The organism is Sulfurospirillum sp. UCH001 (genome assembly GCF_001548035.1).
Classification (GTDB): domain Bacteria; phylum Campylobacterota; class Campylobacteria; order Campylobacterales; family Sulfurospirillaceae; genus Sulfurospirillum.
Genome location: NZ_AP014723.1, coordinates 356,228 through 376,554 on the forward strand (window position 1 = coordinate 356,228; position 20,327 = coordinate 376,554).

The following is a 20,327-nucleotide window of genomic DNA, read 5'->3' on the forward strand; positions in this document are numbered from 1 at the left end:
TTAGGGTTATTTTGCACCTCTATTTTGTCTATTTTCTTGCATACGTTCTAACTGACCTTTTTGAAACTCTTCTTTTGTAATTTTCCCATCTTTATTTGCATCAAAAAAGCTAAAATCAGGTGAGTTGTCGGCATTTCTCATAGGAAGGCCTGCGTCTGCTTTAGCGCTCATACGCTCTGCTTTAACACTGTCAAATTCCTCTTTTGTAATCACGCCATCTTTGTTCTTATCGTATGCTTCAAATCCGATAGGCCCACGTGTAGTATCTGCAGCGTGAAGACCTAAACCTAAAAGGCTAACTATGGTTAAAAACAAAAGTGTTTTTTTCATCTTGACTCCTTTATTTGGGATGATTTTAGTAATTCTAAAAGCTCGATTGGTTTTAAATTGAGTGCATTGGCAGCTTCTTTTAATGTTGTATTTTCATGTGCTTGATAGCCTCTTTCTGCAATAAATTGCAAAGCATTTTGAAGATCAAATGCATGTTGAATTGCTGCTTCTTTAAGACGAAGTTGACCATAGCCACCACCTTCTTTTAAAGGCTGAATGGATGGTTTTGTTTGAATGATGTCAAAAATTTGTGCAGGAGATTTGCTATTTTCTTTAGCAATTTGATGAATTGTTTTTGTGAGCGTAATACCTTGAAGATGATGGGTATTTAAGTTAGAAAGAATGGTGGATGTGGGTATCCCCATTTTGTGTGAAAACTCTTCTAATGTTGATAGCTCTGCATGGTTATAAGGGGCTTTATCTACTTTTTTCTCCCACATAGTCTTGAGGTCATCTTGAAAGTCTAAAAATTGATCAAATGGAGGCCAATAATAGAGTGTTCCTAGAACAAAAAGTACATTGATGCCAAATGCAAGTAAAAATTCTTTGGTTAAAAGTGAAAATGTACGTGCTTTATTTTTCAGGTAATTGATAAGAGATGACCAATTAAAATAAATATGAAAAATCATACCAAAAAGAAAAAGTACCATAAACGTTACGTGTAAATGAGTATAGTGTGTTTTATCAAGTCCTAAAAGCTCCCAATTGGTCCAATTTGCAACTCTTCCTTTGGGTGCTAAAAAGAGAATAATACCTGTATAACTCATCACAAGAAATGAAAAGCTAATGGTTAAAGAGATAAAACGTCTAAATGAGATCATCATAGCTTCCTTTAAAAAACTTATAATGTAAATTAGTTCTCGTGATATTATGGCACTTTAATGTTAAAAGAGTGTTAACGCTATCTTAAGTCCCTTTTGGATAAAATAGAAAACTTTTTGATGTAAAGGATATTTAAAATGAGAGGCTATAAAGTCTTTGCAGGAACGGCAAATCCAGAGTTTGCAAAACGAGTGGCGAAACATCTTTCTCTCCCTCTTTCAGCAGCTGAGATTAAGACCTTTAGCGATGGCGAAATCAGTGTTCAAATCAGTGAGAGTGTACGCGGAAAAGATGTGTTTATCATCCAGTCAACCTGTGCACCTGCTAACGTTAACTTGATGGAATTGTTAATTTTAACAGATGCTCTAAGACGTAGTTCTGCAAACAGCATCACGGCAATTATGCCTTACTTTGGCTATGCGAGACAAGACAGAAAAGCTGCGCCTCGTGTTCCTATTACGGCAAAGTTAGTTGCCAATATGATCCAAACTGCTGGAATTGACCGTGTTGTAACGATTGATTTGCACGCAGGACAAATTCAAGGCTTTTTTGATATCCCAGTAGATAACCTTTATGGCTCTATTATCTTCAACGACTACGTAAAAGCTAAAAATCTTAAAAACCCAATTATTGCAAGCCCTGATATCGGTGGTGTTGCACGAGCACGTAGTTTTGCAAAACTTTTGGGTGTTGATATGGTCATTGTTGATAAACGTCGTGAAAAAGCCAATGAGTCTGAAGTCATGAACATTATTGGTGATGTTTCAGGTAAAGATGTTATTTTAGTGGACGACATGATCGATACAGCAGGCACGATCGTTAAAGCAGCCGAAGTGCTTAAAAAAAGAGGTGCAACAAGCGTTATGGCATGTTGTACACATGCTGTTTTTAGTGGTCCAGCGTATGAGCGTATCGCTAAAGGTGAGTTAGACGAATTAGTTGTAACGGACACTATTCCTCTTAAAGAAGCGAATCCAAAAATTAAAGTGCTTAGTGTTGCTCCTGTATTTGCTGAAGTCATTCGCCGTGTTTATCACAATGAAAGTGTAAATGGACTCTTTATTTAATGCAGAAACATATTCGTAACTTCTCAATCATCGCCCATATTGATCACGGTAAAAGTACCTTAGCAGACCGCCTTATCCAAGAGTGCGGCGCGGTGAGTGAACGTGAAATGACCACCCAAATGATGGACACCATGGACATCGAAAAAGAGCGTGGCATCACTATCAAAGCCCAAAGTGTACGTTTAACGTATGTCAAAGATGGACAGCCTTATGTCCTAAACCTTATTGACACTCCAGGTCACGTTGACTTCTCTTATGAAGTCAGTCGTTCACTCGCTTCAAGTGATGGTGCTCTTTTAGTTGTCGATGCCTCTCAAGGTGTTGAAGCACAAACCATTGCGAATGTTTACATTGCCATTGAAAATAATTTAGAAATTATCCCTGTCATCAATAAAATAGACCTTCCTGCGGCTGATCCTGAGCGTGTAAAAGATGAAATTGAGCATACGATTGGACTTGATTGTACACATGCTTTAAACGTCAGTGCTAAAAGTGGCATTGGTATTCGTGAACTTCTCGATACCATTGTCGATAAAATTCCAGCTCCTCAAGGTGATGAAAATGCCCCAACAAAGGCATTAATTTATGATAGCTGGTTCGATAACTATTTGGGTGCGCTTGCACTTGTACGCGTGTATGATGGAAGCATCACCAAAGGTCAAGATGTCTATGTTATGGGTACAGGTAAAAAACATGAAGTTTTAAACTTGATGTATCCACACCCTCTTGCGATGCAAAAAACGACTGAGATTAAAACTGGAGAAGTGGGCATCGTCGTCCTTGGACTTAAAAACGTAGGTGACGTTCAAGTGGGTGATACCATCACTGACAATCGTAAAAAAACAGCTGAGGCTGTTGGTGGATTTAAAGAGGCGAAACAGTTTGTTTTTGCAGGTCTTTATCCAATTGAAACAGATAAATTTGAAGAGTTACGTGATGCACTTGATAAATTAAGCCTCAATGATTCAAGCATTTCGTATGAGCCAGAAACCTCTGCCGCTCTTGGATTTGGTTTTAGAGTTGGCTTTTTAGGGCTTCTACATATGGAAGTGATTAAAGAGCGTCTGGAGCGAGAGTTTGATCTTGACTTGATTGCTACAGCGCCAACGGTTACCTATAAAGTCAAAACAACAAAAGGTGTGGAGTTAGATATTCATAACCCAAGTGAATTACCACCGGTGAATGAAATCGAAGAGATTTCAGAGCCGTATGTGAAAGCAACCGTTTTAACACCTACAGAATTTCTTGGAAACATCATCATTTTGATGAACAATAAACGGGGTAACCAAAAAAAGATGGATTATTTAAGTCCTGAACGTGTTTTATTGGAGTATGAAATTCCTCTCAATGAAATTGTAATGGATTTTTATGACAAACTCAAATCTGTCTCAAAAGGCTACGCAAGTTTTGATTATGAACCGATTGGTTACCAAGCGGGGGATCTTGTCAAGCTCGATGTTCTTGTTGCTGGAGAGGTGGTGGATGCACTTTCTATCATTGTTCCACGCATCAGTGCTCAAACAAGAGGACGTGATTTTGTAAAAGCGATGAAAGAGATTGTGCCTCGTCAGCTTTTTGAAGTGGCTATTCAAGCAAGCATTGGCAATAAAGTTATTGCTCGTGAAACCGTCAAATCGATGGGCAAAAACGTCACGGCTAAATGTTACGGCGGCGATATTACCCGTAAACGCAAACTTCTTGAAAAACAAAAAGAGGGTAAAAAACGTATGAAGTCAATTGGTAAAGTCCAATTGCCTCAAGAAGCTTTCTTAACCATCCTTAAAATAGACTAACACATGCGTTGCCAACTTTGTCTTGGACTGAGTTGGCAACCACTGTGTAAGCATTGTCTCAAAACTATTTTAGCACCAACTCCTGCTTTTAGAATTTTAGAGAGTGGACTGAAGGTGTACTCTTTTTACAACTATAATGATATCGCTCCACTGCTTCACACTAAACATACCTACATCGGCGCTAAGATTTTTACACAACTTGGAAAGCACACATTTTTTGAATTTTTTAAAACGTTTGAATTACCCAGAGGAATTTACGCGATACCCATTGATGATCATGTAAGACATGGTTATTCACATAGTGCCATTTTAGCCAAAGCAACACAACCTTATTTAATGCCACTCTATTGCAGTTTAAGAGCGCAAAATCATATAAGCTATTCTGGCAAAAGTAGGGCTTATAGAAAAACCAATAAACGTGACTTTGTTGTTAAAATAAAAGAGCAAGTAGATATTGTTTTGATTGATGATATTGTCACAACAGGAAGTACCCTAAAAGAGGCACATGACGCACTGAAAAAACATGACGTGAATGTACTGTTTGCGCTTGTTTTGGCGGATGCAAAAGAGAACTAAAATAAAACGATAGAGAGACTCTACCGTTTTGTTTTATATATCTTCAGATAACTCTTTTTCTTTACGAATAATATACCAGCCAAGAACAGCGCCACATACAAAGACACCAATCACATAAAATCCTGCGGCGTATTTGCTGAAAAAATTAGCAAGGATTGGGATAAGAAAAGAGGTGAGTGCACCAGTAATCGCATAGGAAATATTAAAGGAAAAAGCAACACCACTGTATCTGACTTTCGCTGGAAAGGCACGTACCATATAGTAAGGAAATGCCCCAACAATCCCTACACTAAAGCCTGCGATAGGATAGGTAATGTATAAGATTTCATTTCCAAATGAGAGTGACACAAAAAATGTTCCAATGGCTAGAGTTGCAAAAAGACAACCAGCTGAGATAACTTTACCAATAGAAAATTTATCTGCAAAATAACCATAAAATACACATCCTATTGCTAATCCAATAGTTGCCAGAAGTCTTGAAACAGAAACATCTATTTCTGAAAAACCAAACTGACCTTGTAGATAAACATGTGCAGTAACAATGACAACCATGATTCCCGCAGATAAAACCCATGTCAATAAAATGGAAAGGCTTACTTGTGGTAAATGATCAGACAGAACATTCCAGATAGGCAATTTTTTTGATATATCAGCTTTCTCTCTTTTTTGCATTTCTAGAAAGATGGGTGTCTCTTTAAGCCAACGTCTAAGATACATTGCGATAAATCCAAAAATTCCACCCACGATAAATGGAATTCTCCATGCCCAGCTGTTCATCTCGGTTGCATTAAAATGACTTTGCATCATAATGGAAACTACTGAACCAAGAAAAATACCCAAAGTGAGTCCAGATGTAAGTGTGCCACAGGCAAGGCCTACTTTATCTTTTGGAACATGCTCTGCAACAAATGTCCATGCCCCTGGTATCTCTCCACCGACTGCTAAGCCTTGGCAGATACGAAGAAAAAGAAGCAATATAGGTGCAAAATAGCCTATAACAGCATAGGTTGGTAAACAACCGATTAGAAGTGTAGGCACTGCCATAAGAAGTATGCTAAAAGTAAACATGCGTTTTCTACCAAAAAGGTCGCCAAAGTGTGCCATAACAACACCACCAAATGGGCGCGCTAAGTAACCAGCTGCAAAGATACCAAATGTTTGCAGTTGACTGAGCCACACAGGCATATCCGCGGGAAAAAACAAACCTCCAATGACTTTGGAAAAAAAGACAAAAATAATAAAGTCATAGAACTCTAATGCCCCACCAAAAGCTGATAATGAAAGTGTTTTATAGTCTTGAGCATTGAGTAATCTTTTATGCATCATTGCTTTTCGTGTTGGCATGAGAATTATCCTTCCTTTTGTAAAACACGAAGTATAACAAAATTCTTTTTGCCTAGTGCGAAAAAAAGGGCCTAAAATTGTTTAGAAAATAACCATAAGGTGCTTATTGGTAGAAGATACATACGTGAAGGTGTATTTTGAAGATTATTTCATATTACATGAACTTTGATACTGAGGAGAAGAACTATTTTTTTCAACATGTAATTTCATCATGAGTAGAAGTATTTCATACATATCTTTATCGTTGCTTTTAGCAATCGTTTTGAGGGTATTCTCAATATTTTCAACATTGACATGATTTTCTAAAAGTTTAGTTTGAAGAAATGAAACATCCCAATTAAACAATGCACATAGCGCAGTAAAAGACTGATTTTTTGTGTTGTGAATTAGAAAATCGATGTTGTCTTCATGGCGGATATGTTTGTTAAAAAGAATTGCGATGCATTCTTGCGCAAGCCGTCTAATAGTACAACGCCTAAGCCATGCATGGACACTTAAAAGTAAAAGAATCATTAAAGCAGCAATTTTATGCAATAAAACATTATAGGTGGAAACACTTCCTAATACAAAAGCAATACCCGTCGTATAAAGGATAATGAACATCACAAGGATAGATATAATAATTACAACTTTGAGCACAGTTTCATTCACATTAATTCCTTTAAAGGGGTCAGGGCTAAACTTTTAACTTTTTGTATTCTTATGTTAGAATTCTAGCAAAAAAAGAGGGTATTTATGCCACGAAGATTACGTATTGAAAGCTTAGGATACCATCATATATACAATAGAGGTGTAGCAAAAGGAAATGTTTTTGAAGATGAAAAAGATAAAGCAAAATTTATTGAACTGATAGCAAGTATTGCTAGAGAGTATAAGTTTAATATACATGCATTTTGTTTGATGGACAACCATTATCATATTTTAGTACAAAATACGCGTGAAAATCTCTCTTCAGGCATGCGCCAATTAAATGCGCAGTACGCAACATATTTCAATAAGCGGCATCAAAGAGTAGGACATTTGTGGCAAGATAGATTCAAGTCATGGTATGTTTTAGATCAAAAATATCTCTTTACACTTTTTAAGTATATTGAAAATAATCCAATCAAAGCAGGAATGAGCCAAAGAATAGGTGATTACATGTTTTGTTCTACTTATAGTATTTTAAAAGATGCTATACCTGCCTTTTTACAAAACAGTTTTGTTTTACGAGATTATCATACCCATGAGTTATTTGATCTGTTAAGCATTCCTCTTAGTCTAGAAGAACGCACACGCATCAACACATTTCATCAAACGAAGTACAATCATCACAATAGTGAAATTCAGCCTTTGCATAAAGAAAAACTTGAAAGTTATTTTATGAATGTACAAAATAAACAGCAAAGAAATGAAGCAATAAAAAATGCTTATAACGATGGATATAGTAAAAGTGAGATCGCAAGAAATATTTCTCTAAGCGTTGCGGGAGTGAGTAAAATACTAAAAAGTTAAAAGTTTAGCCCTGACCCCTATTGAAACAAAAGGAAAAGAAAAGTAAAATGAAACAATTTTATATTGTAAGGTTAATGAATGGATAATATTTTTGATTCTAACCAAGACATCAAAACGATTAGTATTGAAGAGTCGATTAAGACCAGTTATCTTGATTATTCGATGAGCGTTATCATCGGACGTGCGCTTCCTGATGCAAGAGATGGTTTGAAACCAGTTCATAGAAGAATTTTATATGCGATGAATGATCTTGCGATCTCTTCACGTAGCCCATACAAGAAATCGGCACGTATCGTTGGTGATGTTATCGGTAAGTACCACCCACATGGTGATACAGCTGTTTATGATGCACTTGTTCGTATGGCTCAACCTTTTTCTATGCGTATTCCTATGGTTGATGGTCAAGGAAACTTCGGTTCTATCGATGGTGATAATGCGGCTGCTATGCGTTATACAGAAGCTCGTATGACACCACTTGCCGAAGAGTTGCTCAGAGATTTAGATAAAGACACCGTTGATTTTGTTCCAAACTATGATGATAGTATGGTAGAGCCAGACGTTCTTCCAAGCCGTGTTCCTAACTTATTGCTTAATGGCTCAAGTGGTATTGCGGTAGGTATGGCAACAAACATTCCACCACACTGTTTAGATGAACTTTTAGATGGACTTTTGCTTCTTATTGACAATCCAGAAGCAACACTTGAAGAGATTATGGAATTCATCAAAGGCCCAGATTTCCCAACAAGCGGTATTATCTTTGGTAAAAAAGGAATCATCGAAGCATACCGTACAGGACGTGGTCGTGTTAGAATTCGTGCGAAAACGCATATCGAGAAAAAAGGAAATAAAGACATCATTGTTGTGGATGAACTTCCATATCAATGTAACAAAGTACGTTTGATTGAACAAATCGTTGGTCTTGTAAAAGAGAAAATGATTGAAGGTATCAGTGAAATTCGTGATGAGAGTGACCGTGAAGGTATTCGTCTTGTTATTGAACTCAAACGTGAAGCGATGAGTGACATTGTTCTTAATAACCTTTATAAATCAACCAGCTTAGAAGTAACATTTGGTGTTATTTTACTTGCAATTCACAATAAAGAACCAAAAATCTTTACATTGATCGAATTGTTACAACTCTTTTTACGTCATCGTAAAACCGTTATTATTCGTCGTACTATTTTTGACCTTGAAAAAGCAAAAGCAAAAGCGCACATCTTAGAAGGTCTTAAAATTGCGCTTGATAACATCGATGAAATCATCGCGTTAATCAAAAGCAGTGCCGATACAAAAAGCGCAAAAGACGGCTTGATTGAGCGTTTCAATCTCAGTGAAGTTCAAGCAGGTGCAATCCTTGATATGAGACTCCAACGTCTTACAGGACTTGAGAGAGACAAAATTGAAAATGAATTGGCTGAGTTGTTACTTGAAATTCAACGCCTCAGCGACATCTTACGCAGTGAAGCACTTCTTAACAACTTGATTAAAGAAGAGTTATTAGAGATTAAAGACAAATTCAAATCAAAACGTATCACAGAAATCGTTGATGATTACGATGATATTGATGTGGAAGACTTGATCGCAAATGAGCCAATGGTTGTCACCATTACTCACCGTGGTTACATTAAACGTGTTCCACTTAAGCAGTATGAGAAACAAAAACGTGGTGGTAAAGGCAAAATCGCTGTAACAACGTACGATGATGACTTTATTGAGAGTTTCTTCGTTTCTGATACCCATGATACCTTGATGTTTGTAACCGATCGCGGACAACTCTACTGGTTAAAAGTGTATAAAATTCCTGAAGGAAGCCGTACAGCAAAAGGTAAAGCGGTTGTCAATCTCGTACAGCTACAAGCAGATGAGAAGATTATGGCAATCATTCCAACGACTGACTTTGATGAAACAAAATCAATTGCATTCTTTACCAAAAATGGTGTCATTAAGCGTACTAATTTGAGCGAATTTAAAAATATTCGTTCTGTAGGTGTTCGTGCGATTACTTTAGATGATGATGATGGTTTAGTGACTGCGAAAATTGTAACACAAGATGCGCAGTTCTTATTTATCGTAACCAAAAAAGGTATGTGTATTCGTTTTGAAGTAGGTGATGCACGTGAAATCGGAAGAACTGCACGTGGTGTTACTGGAATTCGCTTTAAAGAAGAGAACGATTGCGTTGTGGGTGCTGCGGTTATTTACAATGAGCAAGAAGAGCTTTTAACCGTTACTGAAAAAGGTATTGGTAAACGAACAACGGCAGAAGAGTATCGTTTACAAAATCGTGGTGGTAAAGGTGTTATCGCTATGAAGTTGACAGCAAAAACGGCCGATCTAGTAGGTGTTGTTATTGTTGATGAAGATAAAGACCTTATGGCGCTCAGCAGCAGTGGTAAAATGATCCGTGTGGATATGGAAACTATCCGAAAAGCAGGACGTAATACCAGCGGTGTTAAAGTCGTTTCTGTTGAGGGTAGTGACGTAGTTGCAAGTATTGCGCGTTGTCCAAAAGAAGAGAGCGATGAGCTTGAGGGTGAATTTGAAGAAGGTGATGAGAGTTCTTCTAATGAGGGAAGCTTGATTGTAGATGATACACCAAGCGCTGAGTAATTGGAATAGTAGTTGCTTCAAAACAAAAAAATATTTAAAGGTGTAGCTATGAATAGATGGTTTATGACACTTTTGGCAAGTTTAGGTTTGGTGTTAGTGATTTCGGGTTGTTCAGCGAAGAAAGAAGAACCAGCCAAAAATCCAAAAGATGCAATGTATGATTTTAGCAATGAAAAATCCTTTGTTGTTTATGGTGAAGGCATTGCACCTAAAAATACAGTTTCACCTGCGCAAGCAATTGCTCTTGCAAAACGTGCAGCGATTACCGATGGTTACCGTCAACTTGGCGAAAAACTTTATGGCGTTAAAATTAATTCAAGTGAGACTGTTCAAGATGCAGCATTAAAAGATTCTCGTATCGTTGCACAGGTTAATGCCCTTGTTAAAGATGCAGCTATTACAGATGCAGCATTTAAAGATGGCTTATACAGTGTTAGAATGGAAATTACGATGAGCGCACGTAGGTGGCAAGAACTCTTTGCCTACTAATTTTAGGCGCTTCACAAGCACTTTTTTGCAGTGATGTTTTTTGGTTTTCCTATAAAATCGTCACTGCAAATGGACTTGTGGTTCATGAACAAAAAAACATTGCTCCTGTAATGGTTCCTTATGAGGGAAAATCACAGAAATTGTGTACCCTACAGCTATCCAATACACAGAATCTCCCAAAAGAGCAATTTTTACGAAAACATTTTGATGAAATTCTTCCCTGTTTTTACCAACTCTCTTCGCATATTCTTTCATGGAATGAACAACATTTAAAACAAGGAAGTGACAGAATTGAATTGGTGATTGAGCCTGTTCGCTTCACAGTAGATTTTAAAGATGAATTTGCTACCATAAATGCCATTAGGTAAAACACTTTTTGGTAGGATTGATGTAAATGCATGTTGCAATCGTAGAAGATGATATAAATATGAGAAAATCCCTAGAAATCGCTCTAGGTGAATATGAAGAATTTAAAATTTCTACTTACAAAAGTGCATTAGATGCTCTCAAAAAAATTGATTCAAGTGTTGATCTGATTGTCACTGATATTAATATGCCTGGAATGGATGGCATTGAGTTCATTAAAAAATTAGATGGTCAGTATGATATTATCGTCATTACAGGTAACGCAACTCTCAGTCGTGCCATTGAATCTGTACGCTTAGGCGTGAAAGACTTTTTAACCAAACCTTTTGAAATTGAAACATTGGTTGAAGCCATTAAGCGACATAATAAAATCCGAACAAAAGTTAAAGAGAGTTTTGAGAAGATCGATAGTAGCAAAGAAGATAATGGAGATTTTATTGCAAGTTCTCCTGAGCTTGAAAAAGCGCTTTCTATTGCACGAAAAGCTGCAAAAACGGATGTGAGTGTCCTTCTTTTGGGTGAGAGTGGTGTCGGTAAAGAGCTTTTTGCGAATTACGTGCATAAAAACTCTCCACGCGCTAAAAACCCTTTTGTTGCAATCAATATGGCAGCCATTCCTGAAAACCTTTTAGAGAGTGAACTTTTTGGGTATGAAAAAGGCGCTTTTACGGATGCAACAGCTGAAAAGAAGGGTTATTTTGAAGTTGCCAACGGAGGAACACTCTTTTTAGATGAAATTGGTGAGATGCCTATGACACTTCAAGCCAAGCTTTTAAGAGTGATTCAAGAGCGTGTTATGGTACGCGTAGGTGGAACGAAAGAATTACCGATTGATGTACGTATTGTTTCTGCAACGAATGCCGATATTAAGAAAAGCATCAAAGAGGGACGTTTCAGGGAAGACCTTTACTATAGGCTCAATACGATTCCTATAGAAATAGCGCCACTTCGCCAACGTAAAGAAGAGATTCTGCCGATTTGTGAAGTTATATTAGAGCGTGTTACAAAAAAATACGGTTTACAAAAGCGTTATTTTTCAGAAGAAGCGATTGAGTCATTGATGGCGTATCGATGGCCTGGAAATATTAGAGAGTTGATTTCTGTCGTAGAACGTGCAGTGATCCTAAGTGATACCGAAGCGATTAGCAAAGAAGATCTTTTCCTAGAGAGTCGTAACTGGTTTAGTTCATAGTGAAATAAAATAGACTTTTTTGATAACTTAATACCAACTCTATTGGGTTATTAAAAAAGTCTCAGATAAAAAATGAAGGTAAGAGAAATGAAAAAGTACAATGTAGCAATCGTTGGAGCTACTGGTGCGGTTGGCGAAGAGTTAGTTAGAGTTTTAGAAGAGGTTGACTTCCCTGTCAATAATCTTGTTCCATTAGCAAGCAGTAAAAGTGCAGGTATTGAACTTGAGTTCAAAGGCAAAACCTATAAAGTACTTGAGCTTACTGAAAAAGCATTTGAAGAGAACGATGTTGAAATTGCATTTTTTAGTGCCGGTGGTGACATTTCAGCACACTATGCTCCATTTGCAGCAGAGGCAGGTGCAGTAGTCATCGACAATACAAGCCATTTCAGAATGGATGCGGACGTTCCTTTGGTTGTTCCTGAGTGTAATCCAGATGATATTGACCAATGGCAAAACAGAGGTATCATCGCAAATCCAAACTGTTCAACTATTCAGATGGTACAAGTGTTAAAGCCACTCGATGATTTGTTTAACATTACACGTGTGGATGTTGCAACATACCAAGCGGTAAGTGGTGCAGGAAAAGGCGGTATGGAAGAGCTTGTTAACCAAATGCAAGACTTTTTTGCCTTTAAATTGGATCAATGTGAGCCAAAAACATTTGCACATCAAATTGCGCTCAATGTTATTCCTCATATCGATGTTTTTATGGATAACGCATACACTAAAGAAGAGATGAAAATGGTCAATGAGACCCAAAAAATCTTGGGTAAAAAAATGGAAATCAGTGCTACATGTGTACGTGTTCCTGTTATGAGAAGTCACTCTGAAGCGATTACGATTCATTTTGAAAAAGATGTCAATTTGGATAAGGCAATTGAAGCACTCAAAAATGCTGAGAATGTTGTTGTTATCGACAACCCAGCAAAAAAAGAGTACCCAATGCCAATTATCTCAACTGATACTAATGAAACATACGTAGGAAGAATTCGTAAAGATATCAATCGCGATAACGTTCTTCACTTATGGTGTGTTGCTGACCAAATTCGTGTGGGTGCTGCAACCAATGCAGTAAGAATCGCACAAAAATGGATTAAGAGAGAAGAAGCGTAATGCTTGAGCGTTGGTTTGAAAAAGGATTATGGGCAAGTAGACTTGTTATTTTACTTGCCGTAATCTTTAGTATCTTTGCAGCATTTGCACTTTTCCTCATTGGCAGTGCAGATTTATATCATGTCGTTATTGCGACGTATAAATATTTTTTCATGGGAATACATCCTGAAAATTTTCATGCTGACGTTGTCGCTGAAATTATCGGTGCCGTTGATCTTTATTTGATTGCAGTTGTTTTACTGATTTTTGGTTTTGGTATTTATGAACTGTTCATTTCAGATATTGATGTAGCAAAAGGCACTGGTGGCGATAAGGTTTTATATGTAAGCTCTTTGGACGAGCTTAAGGATAAGATTGCTAAAGTCATCGTCATGGTTTTAGTAGTGAGCTTTTTTCAGCGTGTTTTACATACTGATTATAAAGGTTCATTAGAGATGCTTTATTTTGCTATTTCAATTACAGCACTCTCTTTAGGACTTTACTTTTTACATAAAGGTGGAAAGCACTGATGATTTTTGTAGATGCGTGTTTCGGTAAAAAAACTCCTTATACTCCAGTATGGATGATGCGTCAAGCGGGACGCTATTTACCAGAGTATATGGAAGTAAGAGCACAAGCAGGGGATTTTTTATCTCTGTGTAAAGACCCTGAGAAGGCATGCGAAGTCACGCTTCAGCCTGTGGATATTTTAGGTGTTGATGCTGCTATTTTATTTAGCGATATTTTAGTTGTTCCTCTAGAAATGGGAATGGAACTTCAGTTTTTAAAAGGTGAGGGGCCTGTTTTCACACATCCTATTAAGAACCAAGCTGATCTTGACAAACTGGATGTTCAAAAAGCTATTGATGGTTTAGAATACGTTTATGAAACCATTCGCCTTATTCGTGGCAAACTTGCTGCAGATAAAGCATTGATTGGTTTTTGTGGTGCGCCTTGGACACTTGCAACCTATATGATTGAAGGACAAGGTACTAAAACGTACGCATTGGTAAAAAAGCTTATCTATTCTGATCCAACGTTTATGCATGCATTACTTAAAAAAGTAACGGAAGTGCTTAAAGGGTATATGGATCGTCAAATTCAAAATGGCGCTAACGTTGTGATGATTTTCGACTCATGGGCTGCAGCACTTGAAGAGAGTGCTTACTTTGAATTTAGCTGGTCATATATGAAAGAGATTAGCGCTTATCTCAAAGCTAAATACCCACATGTTCCAGTGATTTTGTTTCCAAAAGGTATCAGTGGTTACCTTGATAAAATCGATGGCGAGTTTGATGTTTTTGGCGTGGATTGGTCAACGCCACTTGAGCTTGCAAAAGAAAAATTGGGTCATAAATATGTCCTTCAAGGAAATATGGAACCAACACGCCTTTACAGTAAAGAAGCCATTGATAAAGGGATTTCTCATATCGTCAATGTTATGAAAAATGAACGTCATGTCTTCAATTTAGGACATGGAATTCTCCCAGATATTCCTGTAGAAAACGCAAAATACTTCATTAATCAAGTCCAAACGCGTACTAAACTATAACAGTATGCCCTATTTTAGGGCATACTCTCTTCCCCTGTAAAGGACTTCCCATGAGTAATATTATCTTTGGACCGATTACTTCTAGACGTTTTGGTCAATCGCTTGGTATAGACCTTAGCCCAAATTCCAAACAATGCAATTTTGACTGTCTTTATTGTGAGCTAAAAGGTGCAAAAACTGTCAATAGCGCGAGCAATACTCCATCTGTTCAAGAAGTGCTAGATGCGCTCAATGAGGCGTTACACAAACATCACAATTTAGATGTTATTACACTCACTGCCAATGGCGAACCGACACTGTATCCTAAATTAGATACCTTGGTTGATGAGATACTCAAGATAAAAAAAGAGACGAAACTATTGATTCTTTCCAATGGTTCAACCATTGCAGATCCTTTGATTCAAAATACTCTTTCAAAACTTGATATTGTTAAACTCTCTTTAGATTGTGTGAGCCCTAAATGTTTTAAGAAACTTGATCGTGCGCATAAAGGTATTGAGATTAGCCAGATTGTTGAGGGCATGAAAAGCTTTAGAGAACGTTATGCGGGTGAGCTTGTTATAGAAATTTTAGTCGTTGATGGCTTAAATGATACCGAGGAAGAATTTCAAGCTTTAAATGAAGCATTATATGCCATAAGCCCTGATCGCATTGATGTTGGAACGATAGATCGTCCGCCTGCATATGAGGTAAAAGGTGTGAGTATTGAACGCTTAATTGAGCTTTCAAATATACTACAAAATTTACCGGTTTCTATCGCGTACAAGAAAAATTACATTCCTCAAAAAAGATATTTTAATGAAGAAGAGATCTACGAGCTTCTTGTAAGACGACCTCAAAGCTTTGAAGATATTGCACTCTGTTTTGATGAGAAGAGCCTCGAAAATCTTGCACATTTAGTTGAAGAAAAGCGATTATATGTGAAAAATATTGCTGGAGTAAATTTTTATAAAGTAGTATAGTGGGCGAGATATTCGCCCACTTTCAATTATGCTAATGCTAATTGTTGTTTCTTATACTTAATACGCTGCGTAAAGTAGATAAACCCATAAATGCCTAATCCTATAACGTAAGAGATATAGTGGCTTGGGAGTCCTAATTTTGCTGCCATAAGTTTTGGTAACATCAAAAATGGAATAACAACAACTAAACAGATACGTTCGATAGTGTTTATCTTCGTTAAGATAAAACTTTGCGTTGCCGATGTAAAGGCAAACATACCCAGTACCGCTCCACCAAAAATAAGTCCAATCTCAAATGGATTGGTTATCCATTGCCATTTAGACGCATTATTTGGATCACTTGGATCTACTCCACCGATTAAGAGAAGCTCATTGTTGAAAAAGAACATAAACGGTAGGAGTGCCGTACGCATATCGTAAATAAATGATTGCCATCCGGTCACAATTGGATCACTTTTTGCGATGGCGGCGGCGGCATAAGCTGCCATACCGACAGGTGGCGTGTCATCCGCTAAGATACCAAAGTAGAAAACAAACATGTGCGCTGCGATGATAGGGATGAGATAACCGTTATTGGCTGATAACTCCATAATAATCGGAGCTGTGAGTGATGCCATTACGATATAGTTTGCTGTGGTTGGAAGTCCCATACCAAGCACTAAAGAAACAAACATTGTCAAGAACAAGACGCCTAGGATATATCCACCAGAGAGATTATCAATGACTTCTGCAAGAACCAGACCTATACCAGTAAGAGTAACTGAACCTACGATCAAACCAGCAACTGCAGTCGCAGCAGCGATAGATACCATGTTCTTACCACCCATAACCATACCATTACCAATGTCGGCAAATCCTTCAAGAATGAGTGGAAGGGTAATTTTTTCTTTATTGAGGAAAGCTTTAAAAGGCTTTTGCACAACCATAATAATCATCAAAAACATAATGGCACTAAAAGCAGCGCTTTGTGCAGACTGTTTAAGGATGATAAGCGTGTAGATCAAGAAAAAGATCGGGATAAGATAGTGAATACCTCTGATAAAGATAGGCCATGTACGTCCTAAAACACTTGGATCTTCACCTTTAAGACCATGTTTTTTAGCTTCAAGATGAACGATGTAAAAAAGTGCCGCATAACATGTAAAAGCAGGAATAAATGCAGCAAATACGATATCGGTATAATCAAGACCTAAAAATTCTGCCATAATAAACGCAGCAGCACCCATAATTGGAGGCATCAACTGACCATTAACCGAAGCTGCTGTCTCAACAGCGGCTGCTTTATGGGAGCTAAAACCAAGACGTTTCATCAAAGGAATGGTAAATGTACCAACTGTAACGGTATTGGCGATAGATGAGCCTGAAATCATACCAAACATACCAGAAGCAGCAACAGCAGCCTTAGCAGGACCACCATCATACTTACCGAGAATAGTGTATGCGACTTTAATAAAATATTCACCTGCTCCTGCACGATCTAGCAATGAGCCAAAGAGAACAAACAAAAAGACAAAGCTTGCACTAACGCCAAGAGGTACACCAAAGATACCTTCTGTTGTGAGTACCATTTGTCCCATAATTTTGTTAATACTTGCTCCTTTATGAGCAATCATGTCAGGAAGATAAGGACCAAAATAGTCATACAATAAAAACAGAACTGCTGCAAGCATCAATGGAAGTCCCATAACTCTGCGTGAAGCTTCAAGAACAACTAAAATGGTTGCAACACCGACGATAATATCGGTTTGAGTCCATGCACCTGAACGCATAGCAAGGTCTTTGTAGGCATACCATTGGTATAAAATAGCAGCAACACCTACAATCATAATGAGAAAATCATACCATGTGATAACAGATTTTAGTTTTGGACTCCTACTCATAGCATGCATTGAAAATGCAAGCGCAATACCAAATGCCAAGTGAATAGCTCTTATATGAGCACTATTACCTGGATCAATAACAATGTAAAGTTGGTATAAAGACCAACAAAAAGCAACAGCAGCTACAAACCAGTATTGCCACGTATTACTTTCAAAATCTCTATGACCTTCAAATTCGCTGATGAGTTTCGCATCATCCAGTCGTTCTTCTAATGTTTTCACGCGTAAACCTTTATGTCAATCTGTGAGGCTTCTTGTGAAAGCCTCACATGTTAAGAGTAGTGTAGAGTTATTTAAGAAGTCCAGCTTCTTTAAATGCTTTAATCGCACCTGGATGTTGTGGTACGCTTAAGCCTTCAAGGAGACTTTCTTTAGTAATTGTTTTGTAAGAAGGGTGAAGTTCTTTAAATTTGTCAAAGTTATCTAAAATGGTTTTTACAATTTGATAAACCACTTCATCTTTTACTTTGCTGCTAGTAATAAGAACCGCTTTTACACCAATACTTGGTACATCGTTTGTCACACCTTTGTAGTATGAACCAGAGATAGTACCTTTAGCATAGTAAGGGTATTTTTTGACCAATGCATCAATTGCAGGTCCTTCGATAGGAACAATGTTGATGTCAACAGAGTTTGATGCATCTTTGATGTTCGCTGTTGGATGTCCTGCTACGAAGAAGTAACCATCAATGTGATTATCTTGAAGCATGGTAGGACCTTCTGTTGATTTAAGCTCATTTGCAAGTGCTAAATCAGAACGTTTGATACCAAGTGCTTCAAACACAACATCAACAGTCATATTAGTTCCTGAACCCGGAGAGTCAAGGTTTAGTTTTTTACCTTTAAGATCAGCCATAGTTTTAATGCCTGATTTTTGGCTAACAACAAGGGCTAAAAGCTCTGGATAAATTGCGATAGCACTACGAAGTTCTGGTACTGCAGCAGCACCTGTGAATTTACCTTCACCTTTATAGGCTTGGTATGCAGTATCACTTTGTGCGATACCAAAATCAAGCTCTCCTGCTTTAATGGTATTGACATTGTAGACTGAACCGCCAGTTGATTCTACTGAACATCTGATGTTGGTCTCTTTTTTGTTTTTGTTTACCATTTGACAGATAGCACCACCTGTTGGATAGTAAGTTCCTGTAACTCCACCCGTACCAATTGTGATGAACTCTGCCGCAACCATTGGAACACTGAGTGCCCCAGCAAGAGCTAACGTAACAAGTTTCTTCTGCATATAGTCTCCTTCAAATTAAATCTTATTATATCCTACTATCTTTCTTCTTACTTTTTATTGAATAAATTTCCATGCAAATATAGGATTTATGTTTTTTTTAAGATTTGTGTGACAAAAAACTTTTTTATCAATTTATTCAAATATGTCTTGACAATAAAATATTTTTTTACTATAATTTCGACCTCATTCAAAGTGTTCCGAATTAGCTCAGCGGTAGAGTAGGTGACTGTTAATCACTTGGTCGCTGGTTCGAATCCAGCATTCGGAGCCACTCTTTTTTAAATCCCCTAAAATTCAACCTTTTAAATTAAAAAACTCTTAAAAACAGTAAAACATTTCTAAATTTTTTTGCTGATTTAACATTCATTTACTAATGGTTCATTTCTTGTTTAGATAAAACGATTATACTTTCATTACCAAGACAAAAACCTCCTTTTTGTAAATAATCTACCAATTTTTCATAATTAACGCTCGAATTGCCCGGTTCGAGCGTTTTTTTATTTTTTTTCTTCCTGTTTATTTTTGACACAATCACTCTTCCAAAGGAATGTTATAATGTTGCATTATTTCAAAGGAAATGCATGCGCGTAGGAATTATTGGAGCAGGTGGTGTTGGTGTTGAATTAGTAAACTATCTTCTAACGCTTGGCAATATGAGTGAAATCATCTTAGTCAATCGTACCAAAGAGAAAGCATGGGCAGAAATCGAAGACTTTTCGTATGTCGCTTCTTTCACGTATGCAAAGAACACCCATTTACATTATGGTGATTATGCCGATTGTAAAGAGTGTGATGTGATTGTCATTACTGCAGGTGCACAACTAAAGGGCAATCAAACCAGAGATGAGCTATTGCATGAAAATGCAACTCTTATAAAAAATATGGTTAAAGAACTCTATCAGTACGCTCCCAGTGCTATTTTGTTAATGGTCTCCAACCCTGTTGATGTTCTAACGCACATCGCCTATAAAGAAGGTCTTTACCCAAGAGAGCGGCTTATTAGTGCGGGAACGCTTGTCGATACTGCGCGTTTTATGAAAATCGTCAGTAAAAAAGTAGGAATTGACCCTAAAAATATTTACGGTTTTGTGTTAGGTGAACATGGCAAGGGGAGTACGATTCCTTGGAGTATTTGCAACATCTGTGGTTTAGATGTTGATACATTTTGTGAACTCAACGGTTTGCCATTGCTTGATAAAGAACAAATCTTCAAAGATGTGATTAATGCTGGATTTGAGATATTTCATAAAAAAGGCAATACCAATCATAGCATTGCCGCAAGTGTTTTTCGCATCGTTCGTGCAATTGCCAATAACGAACACTCTGTACTTCCGTTAGGTGTTTATTTGGATGGCGAATATGGACTCAAAGATGTTGTACTCAATGTCCCAGTAGTTGTAACGCGTCAAGGTGCAAGTAAAATTTTAAATTATAAGCTTTTACCAGAAGAGCTTGAAGCGTTACATGCAAGTGCAAAAGTGATGCAATTAATGGCGAAAGAGGTCTTGTAAA

Annotated in this window: 19 protein-coding genes and 1 tRNA gene; 14 read left to right on the top strand and 6 right to left on the bottom strand. The window is 37.4% G+C overall.

Annotated elements, in window-relative coordinates; translation table 11 throughout:
* Nucleotides 1-6: 6 nt before the first annotated feature.
* Nucleotides 7-330: an EF-hand domain-containing protein gene (locus UCH001_RS01820; protein ID WP_067173537.1), complete on the bottom strand. Its 324-nt coding sequence runs from the start codon at nucleotides 328-330 to the stop codon at nucleotides 7-9.
* Nucleotides 327-1,151, bottom strand: a complete 825-nt coding sequence (locus UCH001_RS01825; RefSeq protein ID WP_067173541.1) for a DUF4405 domain-containing protein — start codon at nucleotides 1,149-1,151, stop codon at nucleotides 327-329. Before UCH001_RS01825 ends, UCH001_RS01820 begins: the two co-directional genes overlap by 4 nt.
* Before the next feature lie 138 nt (nucleotides 1,152-1,289).
* On the opposite strand from UCH001_RS01825, the gene UCH001_RS01830 reads away from it, so the two are divergent.
* Genes UCH001_RS01830 through UCH001_RS01840 form a run of 3 tightly spaced genes read left to right on the top strand, consistent with a single transcriptional unit; the run spans nucleotide 1,290 to nucleotide 4,588 of the window.
* Nucleotides 1,290-2,219, top strand: a complete 930-nt coding sequence (locus UCH001_RS01830) for a ribose-phosphate pyrophosphokinase (RefSeq protein ID WP_067173545.1) — start codon at nucleotides 1,290-1,292, stop codon at nucleotides 2,217-2,219.
* Complete coding sequence (gene lepA, locus UCH001_RS01835) at nucleotides 2,219-4,012, top strand: translation elongation factor 4 (protein ID WP_067173548.1); 1,794 nt, start codon at nucleotides 2,219-2,221, stop codon at nucleotides 4,010-4,012. The genes UCH001_RS01830 and lepA overlap by 1 nt, the downstream gene beginning before the upstream one ends.
* A 3-nt stretch (nucleotides 4,013-4,015) precedes the next feature.
* Nucleotides 4,016-4,588 carry a ComF family protein gene (locus UCH001_RS01840; protein WP_067173551.1) on the top strand — a complete coding sequence of 191 codons (573 nt, stop codon included), beginning with the start codon at nucleotides 4,016-4,018 and terminating at the stop codon, nucleotides 4,586-4,588.
* 33 nt (nucleotides 4,589-4,621) lie between these two features.
* Here UCH001_RS01840 and UCH001_RS01845 read toward each other — a convergent pair whose 3' ends face one another.
* Together UCH001_RS01845 and UCH001_RS01850 are read right to left on the bottom strand one after the other, a co-directional pair.
* Complete coding sequence (locus UCH001_RS01845; RefSeq protein WP_231963950.1) at nucleotides 4,622-5,932, bottom strand: MFS transporter; 1,311 nt, start codon at nucleotides 5,930-5,932, stop codon at nucleotides 4,622-4,624.
* A gap of 144 nt (nucleotides 5,933-6,076) precedes the next feature.
* Entirely contained in the window at nucleotides 6,077-6,583 is a 507-nt protein-coding gene (locus UCH001_RS01850; RefSeq protein WP_067173554.1) for a hypothetical protein, read from the bottom strand.
* Nucleotides 6,584-6,667: 84 nt separating this feature from the next.
* On the opposite strand from UCH001_RS01850, the gene UCH001_RS01855 reads away from it, so the two are divergent.
* The 9 genes from UCH001_RS01855 to UCH001_RS01895 all read left to right on the top strand — a co-directional run bounded on the left by UCH001_RS01855 (nucleotide 6,668) and on the right by UCH001_RS01895 (nucleotide 15,692).
* A complete protein-coding gene (locus UCH001_RS01855) occupies nucleotides 6,668-7,426 on the top strand; it encodes a transposase (protein WP_067173557.1) in 759 nt (252 codons plus the stop codon).
* Nucleotides 7,427-7,504: 78 nt separating this feature from the next.
* Nucleotides 7,505-10,036 carry a DNA gyrase subunit A gene (gyrA, locus tag UCH001_RS01860; protein WP_067173560.1) on the top strand — a complete coding sequence of 844 codons (2,532 nt, stop codon included), beginning with the start codon at nucleotides 7,505-7,507 and terminating at the stop codon, nucleotides 10,034-10,036.
* Between the two features lie 48 nt (nucleotides 10,037-10,084).
* Entirely contained in the window at nucleotides 10,085-10,525 is a 441-nt protein-coding gene (locus tag UCH001_RS01865; protein WP_067173563.1) for an LPP20 family lipoprotein, read from the top strand.
* On the top strand, nucleotides 10,501-10,893 hold the full coding sequence (locus tag UCH001_RS01870; RefSeq protein WP_067173566.1) for a hypothetical protein: 393 nt from the start codon (nucleotides 10,501-10,503) through the stop codon (nucleotides 10,891-10,893). The genes UCH001_RS01865 and UCH001_RS01870 overlap by 25 nt, the downstream gene beginning before the upstream one ends.
* A 26-nt stretch (nucleotides 10,894-10,919) precedes the next feature.
* The gene (locus UCH001_RS01875; RefSeq protein WP_067173568.1) at nucleotides 10,920-12,083 is read left to right on the top strand and encodes a sigma-54 dependent transcriptional regulator; all 1,164 of its coding nucleotides are present in this window, start codon (nucleotides 10,920-10,922) and stop codon (nucleotides 12,081-12,083) included.
* An 87-nt stretch (nucleotides 12,084-12,170) separates the two neighbouring features.
* On the top strand, nucleotides 12,171-13,199 hold the full coding sequence (locus UCH001_RS01880; RefSeq protein ID WP_067173572.1) for an aspartate-semialdehyde dehydrogenase: 1,029 nt from the start codon (nucleotides 12,171-12,173) through the stop codon (nucleotides 13,197-13,199).
* Nucleotides 13,199-13,708: a YqhA family protein gene (locus UCH001_RS01885; protein WP_067173575.1), complete on the top strand. Its 510-nt coding sequence runs from the start codon at nucleotides 13,199-13,201 to the stop codon at nucleotides 13,706-13,708. The genes UCH001_RS01880 and UCH001_RS01885 overlap by 1 nt, the downstream gene beginning before the upstream one ends.
* Nucleotides 13,708-14,730 (top strand): uroporphyrinogen decarboxylase, encoded by a 1,023-nt coding sequence (gene hemE / locus UCH001_RS01890; protein ID WP_067173578.1) that lies wholly within the window; start codon nucleotides 13,708-13,710, stop codon nucleotides 14,728-14,730. The genes UCH001_RS01885 and hemE overlap by 1 nt, the downstream gene beginning before the upstream one ends.
* Before the next feature lie 50 nt (nucleotides 14,731-14,780).
* On the top strand, nucleotides 14,781-15,692 hold the full coding sequence (locus UCH001_RS01895) for a radical SAM protein (protein WP_067173581.1): 912 nt from the start codon (nucleotides 14,781-14,783) through the stop codon (nucleotides 15,690-15,692).
* Between the two features lie 26 nt (nucleotides 15,693-15,718).
* On the opposite strand, the gene UCH001_RS01900 is transcribed toward UCH001_RS01895, so the two are convergent.
* A complete protein-coding gene (locus UCH001_RS01900; protein WP_082705643.1) occupies nucleotides 15,719-17,794 on the bottom strand; it encodes a TRAP transporter permease in 2,076 nt (691 codons plus the stop codon).
* 67 nt (nucleotides 17,795-17,861) lie between these two features.
* The gene (locus UCH001_RS01905; protein ID WP_067173584.1) at nucleotides 17,862-18,815 is read right to left on the bottom strand and encodes a TAXI family TRAP transporter solute-binding subunit; all 954 of its coding nucleotides are present in this window, start codon (nucleotides 18,813-18,815) and stop codon (nucleotides 17,862-17,864) included.
* 196 nt (nucleotides 18,816-19,011) lie between these two features.
* Here UCH001_RS01905 and UCH001_RS01910 point away from each other — a divergent pair.
* Nucleotides 19,012-19,086, top strand: a tRNA-Asn gene (locus UCH001_RS01910).
* A 310-nt stretch (nucleotides 19,087-19,396) separates the two neighbouring features.
* Complete coding sequence (locus tag UCH001_RS01915) at nucleotides 19,397-20,326, top strand: L-lactate dehydrogenase (RefSeq protein WP_067173587.1); 930 nt, start codon at nucleotides 19,397-19,399, stop codon at nucleotides 20,324-20,326.
* Nucleotide 20,327: the final 1 nt, after the last annotated feature.